The organism is Caldisericota bacterium (assembly GCA_034717215.1).
Classification (GTDB): domain Bacteria; phylum Caldisericota; class Caldisericia; order Caldisericales; family Caldisericaceae; genus UBA646.
The window spans coordinates 1-2528 of the sequence record JAYELD010000037.1; the positions used below are offsets into that span (position 1 = coordinate 1).

General features: G+C 35.6%; 2 protein-coding genes. Both read right to left on the reverse strand.

Annotated elements, in window-relative coordinates; all coding sequences use genetic code 11:
- Positions 1-2312: type ISP restriction/modification enzyme (locus U9Q18_01590; GenBank protein ID MEA3313049.1), on the reverse strand; the 2312-nt coding region annotated here is incomplete at its 3' end.
- On the reverse strand, positions 2305-2528 hold a 224-nt coding region (locus U9Q18_01595), incomplete at its 5' end, for a hypothetical protein (GenBank protein ID MEA3313050.1). The genes U9Q18_01590 and U9Q18_01595, both read right to left, overlap by 8 nt.

Consider the following 2528-nt stretch of genomic DNA (forward strand, 5'->3'; position numbering starts at 1 on the left):
TCAAACCTATCTCGATCGATTAAATCTGAAAGATAACAGATATACCTAATGTCAAAAGGACGATAAGCATACTGCCTGATATATTTTCTCCAATTAATTTTCTTCGTACTTTCTCTTGCCTCACTTAATTTCCAATACTTCGTATCTTTTAGTTTAAGTGCTTCTTTCACTATTTCATCAGGTAGATCAGAGGTGAATGTCAGCATTTTTTGTTCAACTTCTTCCTTGGTAAAACCTACTATAAAATGATCACGATGTGTTTTTACGCCGCTCGAAAACTTTCCATATATTTCCAGAATAGGTATAAAGTCATCGTATTTTTCCTGCGAAGAAAAATCCTTTTCTACAAAAAAGTAGTATGGTTCAACTGGTTTCAACTCTATCCAGTTCGTTGTTTTGAAACTGTGAGTTCCTAAGAAGTTGTATTTATCTTGCCGTTTGCCAAACACATCTTGATAGTAAACTTTCCCTAAACCCTTATGTTCCCCACTTTTTATAAATAGTGAAATAGAAACTCCTTGCATAATATCAAACACATTCTCGTCTTTACTCCCGTCAGGGCATTTTTCTCCAATACGTGAGCTACCATGAAGGTTTAGAATATAAATTTCATCAAAACTTTCCAACAGTTTCTTTCTCATCCCTCTATGTATAAGCCCAGAAAGATAAGAATTATTTGTAATCATACCAACGATGCCTTTCTTGCTTTGGTCTATTTTCCAATGTGCAAACCGAATAAATTTAATATAATCATCCGAAAGAGGCTGGATATTCCTTTCGCTTCTTACATCTTCCTTATAAATTTTCATAGCTTCTTCAATAAAATCAGATTTGTTCATCGAGCTCACTGAATACGGTGGATTGCCCATTATCACAAGAATGGGTGTGTCTTTTTTTACTGACTCGGCAAGATGTGATTCTTCGGAAAGCGCGCTCATCAGCGGCAGATTTGTTCTTTCAAGTGTTTTCATTTCAAGTGTATTTGTAAGGTAAAATTTCGGCCTTTCGTCCTTGGTTAATTTGTATCCTTCCTCTTCAAGAATAAAAGAAAATTTAATGTGCCCTATTGCGTATGGAGCCATCATCAATTCAAAAGCATAAAAATCATTCAGTATATGCTCCTGAATAAACTTCTCCTTGTTGCCTTCTCCGTATTTTTTTACAAATTCATCGATTGCAAGTTTTACACTCTCTGCTACAAAGGAAAGAGTACCAGCTGCAGGGTCAAGCACAGTAATTCTCTTATCCGAGAAACCGTCTCTAATATCCATTTTGTCTTTTAATATCTCGTTCAAGGAACTCACTATATACTTAACAACGGGCTCCGGAGTGTAATAAACACCCCTTCTTTCTCTCTCCTCGGGACTATAAACAGAAAGGAACGTTTCATAAAAGTAAACAACAGGATCTTTGCCTTTCCCGCTGTGGTAATACTGCGAAAAAATATTTTTAACGTCTGCTACGGATAGGACATTAGCAATATCGTCGATGCACCATTCCATCTGCTTAGGAATCTCCCCGAGGGAGATAAATTTGAACAATTCCCTTAATATGCCAATTGTTTCCGGAATATTGTCATATGCAAGCCTTCTATCGAAATTTTCACCTGCACGCATCCTTGCCGCAAACAGCCCATAAACAATTGTCTGAGAGTAAAGGTCGGTAAATTCTTTCATTGAAAGTTCTCTGATAAGATATGTTTTAAATGCCTCATAAAAACCCATTATAGGGCCCTGTCCAACTTTTGTTTCTTCTTTCAGTTCTTCCGCAATAATTTGCTCTTTTAAAAACCTCGTTCGGTTTGCAAGCTCTTCTGCAAGAGTTTCTGCAGTGTAGGATTTTGGAAGTGAAAAAGAAAAAAACTTATCAAGCAAGTTCTTAAATGCTTGTTCATGCTCTACCTGCGGCATTGTTTTAAGTCTAATCATTGTATCCTGTCTTGCAACAGTGACGCTATCTATAAGCTTGCCATTTCTATAGAGCCGAAATTCAAGAAAGTTCGTTAATATAATGTTAGGAAAGTTTTCTAGGTAACGCTTTAATTGTTCTGTTACTTCAATTTCGTCAAGGTTTTTTACTGTTGGTGCTTTTGCCTCAATGTAACCTGTGATCTGCTCTGTACCATCCCATATCCTAAAATCAGGATTTCCTGCTTCTGTTTTCTTCGGAAGGGTTGTTACTATAACATTATTTCTTTTTGAAAGCTTCGAGTATGTATTCAACAAGTCTTCAAGAATTGAGTAGTAACTTTCTTCTCTTGCATCGCCCTGGCTGTATTTTTGCCATATCTTTTTTATATAAGACTTAAGCATTATTCATCCTCCGCAATAATTTTACACTCTTTCCGGAGATTTTGTCTTCTTTGGTTGCTTGATTAACAACAGATCTAATTATTTTTGAATATTGTGCATATGTCTTAAGAAATATCGCTTTAAGAAACTTCCCTATCATAGTTTTAATACCTTCTTTTGTTTGACGCAATTTTTCATTTTGTACCCCTTTCATTCTTCTTTTTATTTTATCTACTT